Source organism: Ruegeria sp. AI2 (genome assembly GCF_056541275.1).
The window spans coordinates 121,528-137,541 of sequence record NZ_JBQFYB010000003.1; the positions used below are offsets into that span (position 1 = coordinate 121,528).

The 16,014-nt window shown below is 59.4% G+C and carries 18 protein-coding genes; 16 read left to right on the plus strand and 2 right to left on the minus strand.

Annotated elements, in window-relative coordinates:
- Positions 1–15: 15 nt before the first annotated feature.
- Complete coding sequence (gene fsa / locus ACR0LL_RS09445) at positions 16–669, minus strand: fructose-6-phosphate aldolase (protein WP_209505487.1); 654 nt, start codon at positions 667–669, stop codon at positions 16–18.
- Positions 670–757: 88 nt separating this feature from the next.
- Between fsa and ACR0LL_RS09450 the strand changes: the two genes are divergently transcribed.
- The 4 genes from ACR0LL_RS09450 (at position 758) to ACR0LL_RS09465 (ending at position 5,656) form a co-directional block, all read left to right on the plus strand.
- Entirely contained in the window at positions 758–2,953 is a 2,196-nt protein-coding gene (locus ACR0LL_RS09450) for a primosomal protein N' (RefSeq protein ID WP_480586097.1), read from the plus strand.
- A gap of 79 nt (positions 2,954–3,032) precedes the next feature.
- Positions 3,033–4,265, plus strand: coding sequence for an MFS transporter (locus ACR0LL_RS09455; RefSeq protein ID WP_480488206.1), 1,233 nt, complete (start codon positions 3,033–3,035; stop codon positions 4,263–4,265).
- 66 nt (positions 4,266–4,331) lie between these two features.
- The gene (locus ACR0LL_RS09460; RefSeq protein WP_267364117.1) at positions 4,332–5,210 is read left to right on the plus strand and encodes a 50S ribosomal protein L11 methyltransferase; all 879 of its coding nucleotides are present in this window, start codon (positions 4,332–4,334) and stop codon (positions 5,208–5,210) included.
- Positions 5,211–5,311: 101 nt separating this feature from the next.
- Positions 5,312–5,656 (plus strand): hypothetical protein, encoded by a 345-nt coding sequence (locus tag ACR0LL_RS09465; protein ID WP_480586100.1) that lies wholly within the window; start codon positions 5,312–5,314, stop codon positions 5,654–5,656.
- Positions 5,657–5,762: 106 nt separating this feature from the next.
- Here ACR0LL_RS09465 and ACR0LL_RS09470 read toward each other — a convergent pair whose 3' ends face one another.
- Positions 5,763–5,978: a DUF1127 domain-containing protein gene (locus ACR0LL_RS09470; RefSeq protein ID WP_480586103.1), complete on the minus strand. Its 216-nt coding sequence runs from the start codon at positions 5,976–5,978 to the stop codon at positions 5,763–5,765.
- A gap of 333 nt (positions 5,979–6,311) precedes the next feature.
- Here ACR0LL_RS09470 and ruvC point away from each other — a divergent pair, with 333 nt between their 5' ends.
- From ruvC to tilS, 12 genes are all read left to right on the plus strand, one after another.
- Positions 6,312–6,809, plus strand: a complete 498-nt coding sequence (gene ruvC, locus ACR0LL_RS09475) for a crossover junction endodeoxyribonuclease RuvC (RefSeq protein ID WP_209598197.1) — start codon at positions 6,312–6,314, stop codon at positions 6,807–6,809.
- Positions 6,806–7,483: a Holliday junction branch migration protein RuvA gene (ruvA, locus tag ACR0LL_RS09480; protein WP_480586105.1), complete on the plus strand. Its 678-nt coding sequence runs from the start codon at positions 6,806–6,808 to the stop codon at positions 7,481–7,483. Before ruvC ends, ruvA begins: the two co-directional genes overlap by 4 nt.
- A gap of 4 nt (positions 7,484–7,487) precedes the next feature.
- A complete protein-coding gene (gene ruvB / locus ACR0LL_RS09485) occupies positions 7,488–8,507 on the plus strand; it encodes a Holliday junction branch migration DNA helicase RuvB (protein WP_267364110.1) in 1,020 nt (339 codons plus the stop codon).
- Positions 8,508–8,571: 64 nt separating this feature from the next.
- Positions 8,572–9,195: a hypothetical protein gene (locus ACR0LL_RS09490; RefSeq protein ID WP_480586107.1), complete on the plus strand. Its 624-nt coding sequence runs from the start codon at positions 8,572–8,574 to the stop codon at positions 9,193–9,195.
- Positions 9,192–9,575 carry a tol-pal system-associated acyl-CoA thioesterase gene (ybgC, locus tag ACR0LL_RS09495; RefSeq protein WP_480586110.1) on the plus strand — a complete coding sequence of 128 codons (384 nt, stop codon included), beginning with the start codon at positions 9,192–9,194 and terminating at the stop codon, positions 9,573–9,575. Before ACR0LL_RS09490 ends, ybgC begins: the two co-directional genes overlap by 4 nt.
- 109 nt (positions 9,576–9,684) lie before the next feature.
- Complete coding sequence (gene tolQ, locus ACR0LL_RS09500) at positions 9,685–10,380, plus strand: protein TolQ (protein ID WP_209505518.1); 696 nt, start codon at positions 9,685–9,687, stop codon at positions 10,378–10,380.
- Between the two features lie 2 nt (positions 10,381–10,382).
- The gene (gene tolR / locus ACR0LL_RS09505) at positions 10,383–10,859 is read left to right on the plus strand and encodes a protein TolR (protein ID WP_480483970.1); all 477 of its coding nucleotides are present in this window, start codon (positions 10,383–10,385) and stop codon (positions 10,857–10,859) included.
- 9 nt (positions 10,860–10,868) lie between these two features.
- A complete protein-coding gene (locus ACR0LL_RS09510) occupies positions 10,869–11,972 on the plus strand; it encodes an energy transducer TonB (protein WP_480586113.1) in 1,104 nt (367 codons plus the stop codon).
- Positions 11,969–13,288, plus strand: a complete 1,320-nt coding sequence (gene tolB, locus ACR0LL_RS09515) for a Tol-Pal system beta propeller repeat protein TolB (protein ID WP_267364105.1) — start codon at positions 11,969–11,971, stop codon at positions 13,286–13,288. The genes ACR0LL_RS09510 and tolB overlap by 4 nt, the downstream gene beginning before the upstream one ends.
- A 72-nt stretch (positions 13,289–13,360) precedes the next feature.
- On the plus strand, positions 13,361–13,870 hold the full coding sequence (pal, locus tag ACR0LL_RS09520) for a peptidoglycan-associated lipoprotein Pal (protein WP_480586116.1): 510 nt from the start codon (positions 13,361–13,363) through the stop codon (positions 13,868–13,870).
- Positions 13,871–13,874: 4 nt separating this feature from the next.
- On the plus strand, positions 13,875–14,699 hold the full coding sequence (ybgF, locus tag ACR0LL_RS09525; protein ID WP_480586367.1) for a tol-pal system protein YbgF: 825 nt from the start codon (positions 13,875–13,877) through the stop codon (positions 14,697–14,699).
- Positions 14,690–15,949: a tRNA lysidine(34) synthetase TilS gene (gene tilS / locus ACR0LL_RS09530; protein ID WP_480586119.1), complete on the plus strand. Its 1,260-nt coding sequence runs from the start codon at positions 14,690–14,692 to the stop codon at positions 15,947–15,949. Before ybgF ends, tilS begins: the two co-directional genes overlap by 10 nt.
- The last annotated feature ends 65 nt before the right edge of the window (positions 15,950–16,014 follow it).

A 16,014-nucleotide genomic window follows, 5' to 3' on the forward strand; every position in this document is an offset into this window, starting at 1 on the left:
CGGTCGCAAACCAGATCAGAGGATTTTCTGACCGGTTTTGGCCCAGTCGGCTAGAAAGGTTTCCAGACCTTTGTCGGTCAGCGGGTGATCGGCCAGTTTCTTGATCACGGCTGGCGGCGCGGTGATGACATCGGCACCAATGCGGGCACTTTCGGTGACGTGGTTCACGGTACGGATCGAAGCGGCCAGAATTTCGGTTTCGAACCCGTAATTGTCATAGACCTGACGGATGTCGGCGATCAGATCCATGCCATCCAGGTTGATATCGTCCAGACGGCCGATGAAGGGCGAAATGAAGGTCGCACCCGCTTTTGCAGCCAGAATCGCCTGATTGGTCGAAAAGCACAGGGTGACGTTGACCATCTGTCCTTCGTCGCTGAGCGTCTTGCAGGTTTTCAGACCGGCCCATGTCAGCGGAACCTTCACTGCGATATTAGGGGCAATCTTGGCCAGCTTGCGGCCCTCGGCGATCATGTCGTCAGCTTCGGTGGCGACAACTTCGGCGGAAACGGGACCGTCGACCAGATCGCAGATCTCCTTTGTTACTTCCAGAATGTCGCGGCCCGATTTCAGGATCAGCGAGGGGTTGGTGGTCACGCCGTCCACCATGCCCAGATCGTTCAGTTCAGCAATGGCGTCGATCTCGGCAGTGTCTACGAAGAATTTCATGAGGGCAGTCCTTTGATGGGTTGGCCTTGGTCGCGGATGGCTTTACCTCAAAGAGAGCCATGCTGGAACCCCCTGCAAAGGATATGCTGTGAGCGCTAACGGATTTTTCGACGAGGGAGAGCTGATTGCGGTGCTGACAACGCAACCGCTGGACCGGACGTTGGATTACAAAGCGCCGGAAGGAGGATGCTTTCTGGGTGCGTTTGTCGAGGTGCCACTTGGTCCGCGCAAGGTGTTGGGGGTTGTCTGGGGGCCGGGGCAGGGCGGATTCGATCTGAACAAGGCGCGGTCGGTGATCCGTGTGCTGGACGTTGCGCCCATGCGCGAGGAAATGCGGGCATTCCTCGGCAAGGTTGCCGACTACACCCTGACGCCGATGCCCGCGATGTTGCGACTGGCGACCCGCGCGCCGGGGCTGGGTGACCCACCGTCCATGCGCAAGATCTATCGTTTGGGAACCACCTTGCCAGACCGGATGACCGACGCCAGAACTCGTGTACTTGACGTGTTGCGCGACTATGGCGGGTTGGCATTTACGTTAAAGGAACTGGCAGAACAGGCCGGGGTAACTTCGTCCGTTGTCAAAGGCTTGGTCAAGCAAGGCGCGGTTCGTGAAGAAGACAGCCCGCGCGACCTGCCGTATCCGCATCTTGATCCCGATTTGCCGGGAAAGGACCTGACCGAAGATCAGGCAAGTGCGGTTGCGCAGCTTCGGGCCGGGCAACGGACGGGGAATTACGGCACAACGCTGCTGAAAGGCGTGACGGGTTCCGGCAAGACCGAAGTCTATCTGGAGGCCGTGGCCGAAGCGCTGCGCATGGGGCGGCAGGCGCTTGTCCTTTTGCCGGAAATTGCGCTGACCGCAGAGTTCCTGACGCGGGTTGAGGCGCGGTTTGGCGCGCGCCCTGCCGAGTGGCATTCGGGCGCAACCATGACTGAACGCAGGCGGGTCTGGCGGATGGTCGGGCAGGGGGAAGCTCAACTGGTTGTTGGCGCGCGGTCAGCCCTGTTTCTGCCATTTCGCGATCTGGGGCTTGTCGTGGTGGATGAGGAACACGACACCTCGTACAAACAGGAAGACGGGGTGCATTACAGCGCGCGAGACATGGCGGTCCTGCGGTCGGCCATCTGCGGCGCGCGGGTGATTCTGGCCAGCGCAACCCCCTCGCTGGAAAGCTGGGCGAATGCTGAGGCAGGTAAATATGATCGGATCGACCTGACTTCGCGTTTCGGCGCGGCGGTGTTGCCCGAGATGAAGCCCATCGACATGCGGGCCGAACAGATGCAGCCCGGAACGTGGATATCTCCGGCTTTGCGACAAGCGGTGCAGCAGCGGATCGAGAAAGGCGAACAGTCGCTTTTGTTCATCAACCGCCGTGGATATGCTCCGGTAACCCTGTGCCGTGCCTGCGGGGAACAGATCGCCTGTGATCATTGCGACGCGCGCATGGTGGAACACAGGTTCCTGAAGCGCCTGATGTGCCACCAATGCGGTGAGACCAAGCCGATGCCCGAGATATGCCCTTCCTGCGGGGTCGAGGGCAAGCTGGCCCCGGTGGGGCCGGGCATTGAGCGTTTAGCCGAAGAGGCCGAAGCAACCTTCCCCGAGGCCAGGATTGCCATGTTGAGTTCCGATCTGTTCGGCTCAGCCCGGGCACTAAAGGCCAAGATCGAAGAGATTGCGGCAGGGGACGCAGATATCGTCATCGGAACGCAATTGGTGGCCAAGGGGCACAACTTTCCCAAGCTGACATTGGTGGGGGTGATCGATGCGGATCTCAGTCTGCATGGCGCAGACCTGAGGGCCGCTGAACGAACATTTCAGCTGATGCGACAGGTTGCAGGGCGTGCTGGTCGGGCTGAAAAACCGGGGCAGGCGCTGTTACAGACTTTCCAGCCGGAACACCCGGTGATCCGGGCGATTCTGTCGGGTGACGAAGAGGGCTTTTGGAAGGCCGAGGCCGCCGGTCGGCAAGCGGCCGGTGTGCCGCCTTATGGACGTATGGCGGGGATCGTGTTGTCGGGCCCCGAGGTCGGACCGGTCTTTGACATTGGCAACGCCATGGCGCGCAACGACAGCCCATTGCGCCAGATTGGCGCGCAGGTGTTTGGCCCCGCCCCAGCGCCGATTGCCCGTATTCGCGGACGTCACCGTGTCCGCCTGTTGGTCAAGGCCCCCAAGGGCGCACCAATCCAGGACGCCATCGCTCGTTGGATCGCCCCGCTGCGTCTGAAGGGCGACATCCGCCTGACCGTCGATATCGATCCACAAAGCTTTTACTGACTATTGCATTAACGCAGGGCCATTGTGCGCTGGTCGCTTCCCCCTCGCCAAAGTCGGGAAATGGGCGTAGAGGATTCTCATGCTGAAACCCATGCCCCTTGCCGAGGCGCAGAGCCTTCCGTTCTGGCGTCGTCCTGTCACGCTTCTGTTCGTGATGGCCTTGACCATGCCCATCGCGTTCAACGCGTGGAGCGCGCTGTTGAACAACTTCGTCATTGAGGCAGCGAATTTCGATGGGGCCGATATCGGCCTGCTGCACACTGTGCGCGAGATTCCGGGCTTTCTGGCGGTCGGCGTGATTGCCGTCATCATTTTCATTCGCGAGCAGGTGCTGGCCATGATCTCGCTGATGATGCTTGGGGTCGCAACGGCTTTGACGGCCTGGTTCCCAAGCCTTGGCGGATTGTTGTTCGTGACCTTGTTCAGTTCAATCGGGTTTCACTACTATGAGACTGTGAACCAGTCGCTTCAGCTGCAATGGCTTCCCAAGGATCGCGCACCGCAGGTATTGGGGTGGCTGGTCGCTATGGGCTCGGCAGCAACGATGGTGGTGTACGGGCTGATCGTTCTGACCTGGGAGCGGTTCGATCTGTCCTACAACTTTGTATTCATGGCCGCTGGCGGTGCAACAGCTTTGCTGGCCCTGTTTTGCCTGTTCGCCTTCCCGCAATTCGATGCCCCCACGCCGCAAACCAAGAAACTGATCCTGCGCCGTCGATACTGGCTGTATTACGCTCTGCAATTCATGGCGGGTGCGCGGCGACAGATTTTTGTCGTCTTTGCCGGGTTCATGATGGTTGAGAAGTTCGGCTTTGAAGTGCATGAGCTGACCAGCCTGTATCTGATCAACCTGATGATCAACATGATGGTTGCTCCGTTGCTGGGTAAAGCGGTGGCCAGGTTTGGCGAACGGCGTACGTTAATCTTTGAATATACCGGTCTGGCAATCGTGTTCGCAGCCTATGGTGGGATCTACTGGTTTGGCTGGGGCGTGCTGTTGGCGGCGACACTCTATGTCATCGACCATGTGCTGTTCGCGCTGGCGCTTGCACTGAAAACCTATTTTCAGAAAATCGCCGATCCGGCGGATATTGCGCCAACTGCCGCAGTCGCGTTCACGATCAACCATATCGCCGCGGTTTTCTTGCCCGCGTTGCTGGGTTTGCTCTGGGTCGTGTCGCCAGGTGCCGTGTTTGGCCTTGCGGCGGCGATGGCGGTCGTTTCTCTGCTGTTGTCCCTGCTGGTTCCGCGCCACCCGGAACCGGGCAATGAGACCGTCCTGAGCAAATACGCGCCAGCCCCGGCGGAATAGGCCGCAAAGCTTGACGTTGGCGGCGCACCGTCCTACGCGCAGTGCCAACTGACACAGGAGTTCCGGATGCCCACATTCACTGCGCTGACCACGCTGACAGGTAAGAAAGCCGCCGAAGGTCTGGGCGAAGCGATGGAGCGGCTGGAGCCCGAACCAACCGGCGTCGGTGTGTTCGAGGTCGAAGACGGTTCGGGCCTGTGGGAAGTGGGCGGGTACTTTACCGAAGCCCCTGACGAGACCGCATTGGCCGTTCTGGCAGTTGCTTTTGAAGCCAAACCTTTTGTTGTGTCGGAAGTGCCTGAAACCGATTGGGTGGCCCATGTGCGGCGAGAGCTTGCCCCGGTTGAGGCGGGCCGCTTTTTTGTCTATGGCAGCCACGATGCCGACAAGCTGCCCGACGGTCGCATTCCACTGCTGATCGAGGCGGCAATGGCCTTTGGTACCGGACATCACGGTACCACGCTGGGATGTTTGAAAGCTCTGGACCGGTTGTTGGATGAAGGGTTCAGTGCCTCGAAAGTAGCGGATATCGGTTGCGGCACGGCCGTTCTGGCCATGGCGGCAGCCCGGGTATGGGATGGCGATTTCATTGCCAGCGATATCGACGAGGTGGCCGTTGAAGTGGCCGAAGCCAACCTGAAGGCAAACGGTATGTCCGGCGCGGTTCAGTGTGTTGAAGCCGCAGGTTTCGATCATCCCGACCTCAAGGCGCACGCACCCTACGATCTGATTTTTGCCAATATCCTCAAAGGGCCTTTGGTAGCTTTATCACCCGAAATGGCAGCGAATCTCCGCCCAGGTGGGCACGCGATCCTGTCGGGAATCCTTAACGAACAGGCCGATGACGTGGTTTCCGTTTATTCACAAAACGGGTTCAATCAGACCTATAGGGCCGAGATTGGTGAGTGGACGACCCTAATTTTAACCAAACAGGGCGCGAATTAGGCCATTTGCAGGAGTTTTATAGGTTTTTGCCACGTTTTTGTCGCAATCTCTTTTTACCGTTTTCTGAATGAAGTCGAGGGGGGCGGTTTTTGGAGGCTGCCATGACGGGTAAACAACTGGAGTTCAATCAGCGCGTAAGTCGCCTGAACAAGAAACACCAAAAGATGAGCCGTGGCTATCGCGCGACGATGCGCAAGGATGGCCTGGTGGTGATGAGGCCGCAGCGGGTGAGTTCGGCGGTGCCAGCAAAGGTACTGCTGCTTACGCTTGTGGGTTTCTTCGCATTCAAAGCGTTTTTGTTATCCCACCTTGGCCCGACCGGCTATCAATATCGGATCGACAGCCTGAACGAAGGTACGCCAGTCGAAAAAGCCGGTGCCTGGGTGATGCAAATCGACCCTGTGTCGCAAGCCCTCGCCGCTCAGCTGAACAAAGTTTTCTACTAATCCGCTCCCTCGGATTAAGAAAACACCGCGTACCCTTATGGTGCGCGGTGTTTTTGTGTGCCCCTCAAGGGAGGAGGAAGGGGCAAATAAGCGTAGTGGCCGGTTCTTAGCGGCGACCTTCGGCAATGGCGTCGATGTCACCACGGCACAGGCCGATATCGTCCAGTTCGCGGTCGGTCAGACCGGTCAGCGCGTTGCGGGTTACGCGGGCGTCATTCCATTCAACTGCGGCGTTAACGGCCGATACGAAAAATGCGCCGATACGGCCAACAAGGCCGAACGAGCCAGTGGTAGCGACGCGGGTTGTGTCCAGTGCAGCCATATCCTGTTTCCTTCTGGTTAGTGTTCACGTTGCATTTCTGCGATCTGCGGGGCATCTAGTGCTGTCATTTCGTTCGCACAAGTTCAGTTTTTGCATGTGTCCTATGCGTTTTCTGCAAGGCTTCACGAAGCTGTAATCCCCTTTAACAATTGGTGAAAAAGCCTTTGGGAAAGTGTCGAATTCAGACTTCACTGGGTCGCAAAACGCGCCCGAAGTCGCGCCTGTGACACGCGTGTCGTTTTCAGCCCTGGGGTCAATTCGCTTGGAAAATGTTCACGCTTCGTGCTAGGCGTTGAAAAAAGATCACACAACCCGAGCAGGCCGAGGCAAAATATGCGAATTCTGGGCATCGATCCGGGGCTTAGAACCCTGGGATGGGGCGTCATCGAATCAAATGGCAGCCGCCTAAGCCATGTGGCCAATGGATTGTGCAAATCGGATGGGGACGATCTGGGCGAGCGGCTGCTGTCGCTGCACAATCAGATTGTCGAAGTGATTGCGGATCACAGACCCGACCAGGCTGCCATCGAACAGACATTCGTGAACAAGGATGGGGCCGGAACCCTCAAATTGGGGCAGGCGCGTGGCGTGGCTTTGCTGACGCTGGCACAGGCCGGTCTGCCGGTGGGCGAATATGCCCCCAACCGAGTGAAAAAGACCGTGGTGGGTGTGGGTCATGCCGAGAAAGAGCAGGTTTTGCATATGGTCAAACTGCAATTGCCGGGCTGTTTGCCGAAAGGGGCCGACGCGGCGGATGCACTGGCGATTGCGATCTGCCATGCCTATTACGGGAAAACGCAACAGGCGCGTGTGAAAGAGGTGCGGGCATGATCGGCAAACTGACAGGGCGGCTGGATTACCGCGCGGTGGATCATGTGCTGATCGATGTTCGGGGCGTCGGCTATCTTGTCTATTGTTCCGACCGAACCTTGGCGGCATTGCCGGGGGCGGGCGAGGCGGTCTCGGTCTACACTGACATGGTCGTCCGCGAAGACCTTATGCAGCTTTACGGGTTTCTGTCGCTTGTCGAGAAAGAGTGGCATCGCCTGCTGTGCTCGGTTCAGGGGGTCGGCGCGAAGGTGTCGCTGGCGATCCTGAGTGCATTGGGGCCCGACGGTGTCAGCCGCGCAATTGCCCTGGGGGACTGGGGTGCGGTCAAGGCGGCCAAGGGCGTCGGGCCAAAAACCGCCCAGCGGATCGTGTTGGACCTCAAGGACAAGGCACCCGGAGTGATGGCCATGGGCGGCACGATTGCTCAGGCGATGGACGGGCCGGAACTTGAGGTCGTTGAGCCGAATGATTCTACACCCGCGCCGAGACGAGTATCGAAACCGCCATCGGGTGCCGCGGCCGCGTCTGCCGGGGCGTTGTCGGCGCTGGCTAACCTAGGATATGGGCCATCCGAGGCGGCAGGTGCCGTGGCTGAAGCGGCTGCAAGCCAGCCGGATGCGGACGAGGCTGATCTGATCCGCGCGGCCCTCAGGCTGCTGGCTCCGAAAGGGTAAGTGAATGGTTGACGCTGATCCCACCCTGCGCCCGGAGCCCCTGCCGGAAGACAATGACCGCGCTTTGCGTCCTCAGGGGCTGGATGAATTCATTGGTCAGGCTGAGGCGCGTGCCAACTTGCGCATCTTTATTCAATCCGCCCGGCAACGCGGCGAGGCGATGGACCACACCTTGTTTCACGGACCTCCGGGGTTGGGTAAGACGACCCTCGCACAGATCATGGCGCGTGAACTGGGGGTGAACTTTCGCATGACCTCTGGCCCGGTTCTGGCCAAGGCGGGGGATCTGGCGGCGATCCTGACCAATCTTGAATCGCGGGACGTGTTGTTCATCGACGAGATTCACAGGCTCAACCCGGCGGTGGAAGAAGTGCTGTACCCGGCGATGGAAGATTTCGAGCTGGATCTTGTTATCGGCGAAGGCCCTGCTGCGCGCACTGTAAGGATCGAGTTGCAGCCATTCACACTGGTGGGGGCCACCACGCGGATGGGCCTGCTGACAACGCCCTTGCGTGACCGGTTTGGTATCCCGACCCGGCTTCAGTTCTACACGGTTGATGAATTGCACGAAATTGTAACCCGGAACGCGCGGAAACTGGGCGCGCCCGCGGATAACGATGGTGCGCGCGAAATCGCGCGCCGGTCGCGCGGAACGCCACGTATCGCCGGGCGATTGCTGAGGCGTGTTGTGGATTTCGCGATTGTCGAAGGGGACGGGCGGATCACACGGGACCTTGCCGATGGTGCCTTGACCCGTCTTGGCGTCGATAATTTGGGCCTTGATGGTGCGGACCGGCGGTATCTGAAGCTGATTGCCGAAAACTATGCAGGTGGCCCGGTGGGGATTGAAACCCTGTCTGCCGCGCTGTCCGAAAGCCGCGACTCGCTTGAGGAAGTGATTGAGCCCTATTTGCTGCAACAGGGGCTGATCCAACGTACTCCGCGTGGGCGGATGTTGGCGCAGAAGGCGTGGACGCATCTTGGGATGGCCGCGCCCAAGCGGCAAAGCGATCTGTTCGGTTGAAGCCAGCGCGCTTAGATTTTATGCCTTTCGGCGAGAGTATTTTTGAAAAGATGAAGGGCTGGCGGTGACTCCGGAAGAAATTGAAGCGCTGTTCACACGCGAAAGCGGCGAGTTTCTGTTTGCGCGCTGGGGGCGGCCTATTGTTCCGATCGTTTTCGGCGTCGAAGACGAGACGCTGGCCACCGTAAAGGGGGCTTTCGAAGCCGTTGTCACGCTGGCCGGTCACCAAATGGCCGAGACGGACCCTGAGCTTGGCGCGAATTGCATGGTTTTCTTCTTCCGGGGCTGGCAAGAGCTGCTGGAGGTACCGGACCTTGATCGCTTGATCCCGGATCTGGAACCTTTGGTTGCGCGGCTGGTCGCGGCAGATGCAAACCAGTACCGCGTTTTCCGGTTCGAAGAAGATGGCGCGATCCGCGCGGCGTTTGTGTTTCTGCGCATGGACAAGGAATTGTCCAAGGTTCCGGCGGAAACCCTTGCGCTCAATCAGGTCGTGCAGACCATCTTGCTCTGGTCGGACACTGCATTTCGCAATCAATCTCCACTGGCAATCGCAGGTGAGGCCACGATCCTGCGTCCCGACATCGCGTCCTTGATCCGGGCGGCCTATGATCCGGTTTTGCCACGGGCGGCACAGGATGCCTCGCATGCGTTAAGGCTGTTTGCCCGACTGGAGGCGTTGCAATGAAACACACCTACCCCATCCGCGTGTATTATGAAGACACCGACATGGGTGGGGTTGTCTATCACGCGAACTACCTGCGCTATATCGAGCGCGCGCGCTCGGACTGGGTGCGTAATCTGGGCAATGACCAAAACGCCATGCGGGAGGAGGGCATTGTTTGGGTCGTGCGGCGGGTCGAGGCCGAGTATCTGGCGCCTGCAAGGTTTGATGATGAATTGATCGTTGAAACCGAGGTCACCGAAATCTCGGGCGTGCGTCTGACCATGGCGCAGCTTGTTCGCCGCGGTGAGACCGAAATATTTCGTGCATCTGTCACGGCCGTTTGCATCAATAAAGCGGGCAAACCGATCCGATTGCCGGCAGAGATTCGCGCATTGATGTAACAATTTGCGGACCATGGGTGGTTCTGTTGGCTTTTCATGTCCAACTGAGATAGCGTTTGGCAAAATAAGGCCAAACGAACGGCCATCAGGCAAAACAAAGAGCAGGTTCATGGAAGCTGAAACGCTGGCGCTGGCGCAGGAGATCGACTTCTCCATGTGGGGGCTGTTTGCCCGTGCGACCTTTATCGTCAAACTGGTGATGCTGGTACTTACCGGCGCATCCATCTGGTCCTGGGGGATCATCATTCAGAAGCTGATCAACTATCGCGCGGCCCGACGCGAGGCGCAGGTTTTTGATGAAAGCTTCTGGTCGGGCAACCCGTTGGATGAGTTGTTCGAGCAGATCGGGACGCAGCCGGATGGCAGCTCGGAAAAGATCTTTGCGTCAGGCATGATCGAATGGCGCAGGTCGCATCGAAATGACGGCGGGCTGATTGCCGGGGCAACCGCGCGGATCGACCGGTCGATGGATGTCGCCATCGCGAAAGAGGCGGAAACCCTGCAAAAAGGTCTTCCCATTCTGGCAACTGTCGGCTCCACGGCTCCGTTTATCGGGCTGTTTGGCACAGTTTGGGGCATCATGAATGCATTCATCGAGATTGCCGAACAGCAAAACACCAACCTTGCCGTTGTGGCCCCCGGTATTGCCGAGGCGTTGATGGCGACAGGGTTGGGCCTTTTGGCGGCGATCCCGGCGGTGATTTTCTATAACAAACTCAGCGCCGATAGTGACCGGATCGTTGGCGGCTATGAAGCCTTTGCGGATGAATTCGCAACCATTCTGTCGCGCCAGTTGGACAGCTGACGATGGGCGCTGCGATCCAGCAATCTTCGAACGGCAATGGGCGCAGGCGTGGTCGGCGTCGCGGTCGCGCGCAGCCGATGGCCGAGATCAATGTGACGCCATTCGTGGATGTCATGCTGGTGTTGCTGATCATCTTCATGGTGGCCGCGCCATTGCTGACGGTCGGTGTTCCGGTCGATCTGCCCAAGACCGCAGCCAGTGCGCTGCCCGGCGACAATGAAGAGCCTTTGACCGTGACCCTGACCGCAGACGGCCGCGTGCAGATCCAGACCACCGACGTGTTGCGCGAAGAATTGATTGGCAAGCTGCGTGCCATTGCGGCAGAGCGGAGCAGTGACCGGGTTTTCCTGCGGGCCGATGGCGCAATCCCTTACGCACAGGTGATGCAGGTCATGGGTGCGCTGAACGCGGGCGGGTTTTCCAACGTTGGCCTTGTGACCGATACCGGCGGGCCGACGCTGGATGAAGGTGGAGAGTGAGGTCGCACGGTGGATACCGGCACCAAGATTTCAGCGATTGCGCATGTCAGCCTGATCGGATGGGCGATGTTCGGCGGCACCTTCCGGTCCGAACCGTTGCCGATGGCTGTGCAGGATGTCTCTGTGATCACGGCTGAACAATTCGCGGCCATGACGGCCCAGCGGGATGCGCCGGAACTCCCCGAAGTGCCGACCGCGTTGCAGCAACCGCCCGAGCCGGAGGCTGTGACCAAGCCCCCGGAACCCGAGAGTGACGAACAGCCCCGCCCTGAACCTGTTGCACCGGCTGAACCGGAACCAGAGCCAGAGCCCATCATCGTGGAAGCGCCGCCAGAACCCGAGGTGCCTGACGAGCCTCCGGTTCTGACGGAACCTCAGGTTGAACCTGTTGCACAGCCTGCGCCGCCCGGTCCGGAGGCACAGCCGCGCCCATCAGACCGCGTCGCGCCCGAGGCAATAGCTCCGCCACCGCCCGAGGCAAAGCCTGATGATTTTGAAACGCCTCCGGTATCCCTGGATGAAGGCGCAGAGGTTCAACAGGAACAGCAGGATCAGACCGCGCCACAAGAGGCAGCCCCGGAGATTGTGACCGAGGCCGAGGAAGCCAAAGAACAGTCGCCCCTGACATCTCCGCGGCCGCGCGTGCGCCCAAACCGGCCAAGCCCGCCGCCGGAACCCGCTGTGGTCAAAACGCCTGAGGCGACCCCGGAACCTGAGAAACAAACCGATGAAACGGCAATCAACGACGCCCTGGCCGAAGCCTTGGGCAGCGGGTCCGAACCTTCTGGCCCACCGCTGACCAGCGGAGAGAAAGACGCGATGCGACTGGCTGTCTCTGGATGTTGGAATGTGGGTTCCTTGTCCACGGATGCGCTGAACACTGTGGTTGTTGTTGCGTTTTCACTGAACCGTGATGGTACGGTCGTCGGTGGCAGTGTTCGGATGCTGGACAGCTCTGGTGGCTCGGCGGGAGCCGTTAAACAGGCCTACGAGGCTGCGCGACGCGCTATTTTGCGCTGCGGGACCAAAGGATATGATTTGCCTGCTGACAAATACGAACATTGGCAGGATGTTGAGATTACATTTAACCCCGAGAGGATGCGGATCAAATGATGAAGCTTCTGACCAGCCTCTTTGTCGGCCTGACACTGATGTCTGCGCCGGTTTATGCACAGAACGGGCCTTTGCGCCTGGAACTGGATGAGGGGATTATCGAACCCTTGCCCTTTGCCGTTCCGAATTTTGTGCCGGACGGCCCGGCTGCAGCTCAATTCGCGCAGGATATATCGCGCGTGGTGGCGGCTGACCTGACCGGGACCGGGTTGTTCCGCGAAATCTCCTCGGATGCGTTCATCAGCCGGGTCAGCAGCTTCGAAGCTCCGGTTCAGTTTGCGGATTGGAAGGCGATCAATGCTGACGCGCTGGTCACGGGCGCTGTCAATGTGTCCGGTCAGAAACTGACGGTCCGGTTTCGGGTGTGGGATGTGTTTTCGGGCCAGGAACTGGGCAATGGCCTTCAACTGGCAGGTACCACAGACGGGTGGCGGCGCATGGCGCACAAGGTGGCCGATCAGGTCTATAGCCGGATCACAGGTGAAGGCGGTTATTTTGACAGCCGCGTTGCCTTTGTTTCGGAAAGCGGGCCGAAGGACCAGCGCCTGAAGCGTTTGGCGATCATGGATTACGATGGCGCGAATGTGCAGTACATGACCGACAGCGCCGCAATCGTTCTGGCGCCCCGGTTCTCACCCACCGGTGACCGGCTGCTTTATACCAGTTATGAAAGCGGCAGCCCGCGCATTTACGTGACTGAAGTCGGGCGCCCGAAACCACGGGAACTGAAGACGCAGGACGGGACGATGAGCTTTTCGCCTCGGTTCTCGCCGGATGGCCGGTCGATTGTCTATTCGCTGATTCAGGGCGGCAATACCGATCTGTGGAAGATGGATATCGTTTCGGGTCAAAGCACGCGCCTGACCAACACGCCCGCAATTGAAACTGCCCCAAGCTATTCACCCGATGGCAGCCGGATCGTCTTTGAAAGCGACCGCTCCGGCACGCCGCAATTGTACGTGATGGCAGCAAACGGGGGCGAAGCCACGCGGATCAGCTTTGGCGCAGGCCGCTATGGTACCCCGGTCTGGTCACCGCGCGGCGACCTGATCGCCTTTACCAAGCAGAACCAGGGCCGGTTCCATATCGGCGTGATGCGCATCGACGGGTCAGAAGAACGTTTGCTGACAGCCTCTTTCCTGGATGAAGGCCCCACCTGGTCGCCCAATGGCCGGGTCATCATGTTCACCCGCGAAACGCAGGGGGCCAGTGGTAAGGCATCGCTTTACTCGGTGGATATCTCGGGCAGGAACCTGCGCCCGGTACGTACACCGGACGGCGGCAGTGATCCGTCCTGGGGCCCATTGCAGAATTGATCGCAGCAAAGTTCACAACAAATCGTCCCTGTGGTAGACAGGCGGCAATAAACATAACACGAGGCACCTGAAATGAACGTATTGAGCAAAGTTCTGGCGCTGGGCGCGCTGAGTGTGGTCGCCGCCTGCACAAACAATGACCCCTCAGCCTTGGGTGGCGGTGGTGGTAGCGGAGGCATTGGATCCATTGTCCCCGGATCACCGAGTGATCCGCGCTCGCCCGCGTATTTCCAGCAAACAGTCGGGGACCGTGTCCTGTTTGCCGTTGACCAGTCAACCCTGTCGCCCGAGGCGCAAACAGTGCTGCAAGGGCAGGCGGACTGGCTGCTGGCCAATCCGGATTTTGTCGCAACGATCGAAGGCCACGCGGATGAGCAGGGCACGCGGGAATACAACCTTGCGCTGGGCGCACGCCGGGCGAACGCTGCGCGTGAGTACCTGATTTCGCGCGGCGTTGCGGGCAGCCGCCTGAACACCGTGAGCTATGGCAAGGAACGCCCGATCGAGATTTGCAGCACCGAGGAATGTTATTCCAAGAACCGCCGTGCGGTAACGGTTCTGACCGGGTCAACTCTGGGGTAAGATGATGCGCATTGCAGGATGGGTTTTGGCGGCGGTTGTGGCGACGGCTGGTGTAGCACAGGCACAGGATCAACAGACCCTTGCGGACATCCGTCAGGAACTGACGGTGCTACATGTGGAAATTCAGCGTTTGAAACGCGAGTTTTCCACTACGGGTTCACCCGCACCAAACCTGTCCGGCAGTTCGGTCCTTGAACGGGTGGATGCCATCGAGGCCGAATTGCAGCGCCTGACCCGCCAGACCGAGCAATTGAACCAGCGGGTGCAGAACATTGTCACCGACGGCACCAACCGTATCGGTGACCTTGAGTTCCGGCTGGTTGAACTGGAAGGCGGCGATTTGTCGACGTTGGGTGAGACCTCGACATTGGGCGGTGACACGGCCACTGCGATAACCGGACCAACAAGTATCGAAACGCCAACGGCGACCGATAATGGTGAACTTGCCATAGGTGAGCGTGCTGATTTTGATGCTGCCTCGCAAGCGTTGGCCGATGGCGATTTCCAGACTGCTGCCACGTTGTTTGCGCAGTTTGAAACAAGCTATCCCGGCAGTCCGCTGGCGCCCGAAGCCAACCTGAAACGCGGTCATGCCCTAGAAGGGATTGGCGACACACGCGAAGCGGCCCGGGCATTTCTGGCCAGCTTCACGGGTGATTCCGAGGGCGCGTTTGCACCCGAGGCGCTGTACGAACTGGGCGCGGCGCTTGGCCGTTTGGGACAGACCGATCAGGCCTGCATCACGCTTAATGAGGTCGGAGTACGCTTTCCTTCTGCGCCAGAGTTTTCGAGCGCCACGCAGGAGATGACCGCGTTGGGATGTACTTGAACCATCACTCCGGCAAACTACTTGCAGGCCTGCGCGCCCGGCTACCGGAAACACTTCCGCGCAAGTTGGGGATTGCAGTTTCGGGAGGCGGGGATTCCGTCGCCTTGATGCATCTTTTGCATCAGGTGGCGCAAGATGAGGCCATCACTCTTTTCGTTGCCACGGTCGACCACGGTTTGCGACCCGAATCCGCGTGCGAGGCCGAAACGGTATTTCGGCAGGCGGCTGCGTTGGGGATGTCTCATGATACGCTGCGTTGGTCGGGATGGGACGGTACCGGCAACTTGCAGGACCGGGCACGTCAGGCGCGATATGATTTGTTATCCGAATGGGCGAAGGGCCGCAGAATCGATGCCATTGCGCTGGGCCACACCGCAGATGATCAGGCGGAAACACTGCTGATGAGGTTGGGCCGATCATCCGGGGTCACGGGCCTGTCCGGCATGTCGGCTATTCGGAAACAGCGGGGTCTGACGTTGCTGCGTCCGATGCTGGGGATTACCCGTGAACAGCTGCGCTCCTATCTGACTGAGGCTGGCGTAGCATGGGTGGACGATCCTTCGAATCAGGATGCCCGTTTCGATCGGATCAAGGCGCGCGAAGCTTTGGGTGGGCTGGAACCTTTGGGAATTGATGCGCTTTCATTGTCCCGCGTGGCGGATAATCTGGCGCAGGCACACACGGCACTTGGCCTCTGTACGCAAGAATCCGCAGGGTCCGTGGCGCAGGTGGATCAAAGTGACGTGAGGGTGAATCGGGCCGGATTTGCCGCGTTGCCCCTTGAGATTCGGCGTCGTGTGCTGCTGGGAATCCTCTCGTGGATTGCCGGGTCGGGTTATCCCCCGCGTCAGGCGGCAGTGGATCAGGCAATGGATGCAGTTGCGAATGGGCAATCGGGGTCAGTGGGCGGTTGTCTGATTGTTCCACAAGGCGGGAGTGTTTGGATTTGCAGGGAATTTAATGCCGTGAAATCTCAGATCGCGGCGCTCGGTGCTGTGTGGGATGGCAAATGGCGGCTCAGCGGACCGGCAATAATGGGCGCAGAAATCCGCGCTTTGGGCGGTGAGGGGTTGCAACAGGTGCCCGAGTGGCGTGCAACCGGGCGTCCCAGAATAGCGTTGACGGCGACGCCTGCGGTTTGGATTGCGGACAGGGTGCTGGCCGCCCCGCTTGCGGGTCTCGCGAATGGCTGGCATGCCAGGCTTGCGTCAGATTGGCCCGAGTTCCACGCATCTTTTTTATCGCATTGAACATACGACAATCCTCTCTATTTTAAGAGGTAACTTGGCAGCGTCTCACCTGCCGGAACTTTTAG

What these genes read in the sequence shown, in the direction of transcription:
- tilS (WP_480586119.1), top strand. Translation starts at nt 14,690, where the DNA reads ATGTACTTGAACCATCACTCCGGCAAACTACTTGCAGGCCTGCGCGCC.
- ACR0LL_RS09465 (WP_480586100.1), top strand. Translation starts at nt 5,312, where the DNA reads ATGACGGGTAAACAACTGGAGTTCAATCAGCGCGTAAGTCGCCTGAAC.
- ybgC (WP_480586110.1), top strand. Translation starts at nt 9,192, where the DNA reads ATGAAACACACCTACCCCATCCGCGTGTATTATGAAGACACCGACATG.
- tolR (WP_480483970.1), top strand. Translation starts at nt 10,383, where the DNA reads ATGGGCGCTGCGATCCAGCAATCTTCGAACGGCAATGGGCGCAGGCGT.
- tolB (WP_267364105.1), top strand. Translation starts at nt 11,969, where the DNA reads ATGATGAAGCTTCTGACCAGCCTCTTTGTCGGCCTGACACTGATGTCT.
- ybgF (WP_480586367.1), top strand. Translation starts at nt 13,875, where the DNA reads ATGCGCATTGCAGGATGGGTTTTGGCGGCGGTTGTGGCGACGGCTGGT.
- ACR0LL_RS09470 (WP_480586103.1), bottom strand. Translation starts at nt 5,978, where the DNA reads ATGGCTGCACTGGACACAACCCGCGTCGCTACCACTGGCTCGTTCGGC.
- fsa (WP_209505487.1), bottom strand. Translation starts at nt 669, where the DNA reads ATGAAATTCTTCGTAGACACTGCCGAGATCGACGCCATTGCTGAACTG.
- ruvC (WP_209598197.1), top strand. Translation starts at nt 6,312, where the DNA reads ATGCGAATTCTGGGCATCGATCCGGGGCTTAGAACCCTGGGATGGGGC.
- ruvA (WP_480586105.1), top strand. Translation starts at nt 6,806, where the DNA reads ATGATCGGCAAACTGACAGGGCGGCTGGATTACCGCGCGGTGGATCAT.
- ACR0LL_RS09460 (WP_267364117.1), top strand. Translation starts at nt 4,332, where the DNA reads ATGCCCACATTCACTGCGCTGACCACGCTGACAGGTAAGAAAGCCGCC.
- tolQ (WP_209505518.1), top strand. Translation starts at nt 9,685, where the DNA reads ATGGAAGCTGAAACGCTGGCGCTGGCGCAGGAGATCGACTTCTCCATG.
- pal (WP_480586116.1), top strand. Translation starts at nt 13,361, where the DNA reads ATGAACGTATTGAGCAAAGTTCTGGCGCTGGGCGCGCTGAGTGTGGTC.
- ACR0LL_RS09455 (WP_480488206.1), top strand. Translation starts at nt 3,033, where the DNA reads ATGCTGAAACCCATGCCCCTTGCCGAGGCGCAGAGCCTTCCGTTCTGG.
- ruvB (WP_267364110.1), top strand. Translation starts at nt 7,488, where the DNA reads ATGGTTGACGCTGATCCCACCCTGCGCCCGGAGCCCCTGCCGGAAGAC.